This window comes from Nonomuraea sp. MG754425, assembly GCF_021699195.1.
Taxonomy (GTDB): Bacteria; Actinomycetota; Actinomycetes; order Streptosporangiales; family Streptosporangiaceae; genus Nonomuraea.
Window position 1 is genome coordinate 1 of record NZ_SSXE01000553.1, and the last position, 342, is coordinate 342.

At 66.4% G+C, this 342-nt stretch carries 1 protein-coding gene; it reads right to left on the bottom strand.

Annotated features, from left to right (window positions below):
* A partial coding sequence (locus FAF44_RS53935; protein WP_237111221.1) for a hypothetical protein occupies positions 1–342 on the bottom strand: 342 nt, incomplete at both ends.

Below are 342 nucleotides of genomic sequence, written 5' to 3' on the forward strand. Positions count from 1 at the left end.
GATCGCCTCGACGTCCTGGGTGGTCATGCGCTCGCGCACGACCCGCTCCATCCGGGCCAGGCCCAGGCGGACCTGGTTCTGGATCAGCTCGCCGACGCTGCGCACCCGCCGGTTGCCGAAGTGGTCGATGTCGTCGACCTCCAGCGGCAGGTCGGCCGACTCCTCGCCGGCGTGCAACCGCACCAGGTATTCGACCATCGCGACGATGTCGTCTCCGGTCAGGGTGCCCTGGGTGATCTCCGCGTCGACGCCGAGCTTCTTGTTGATCTTGTAACGACCCACCTTGGCGAGGTCGTAGCGCTTGGCGTTGAAGTAGAGGTTCTCCAGCAGGGTCTGCGCCGA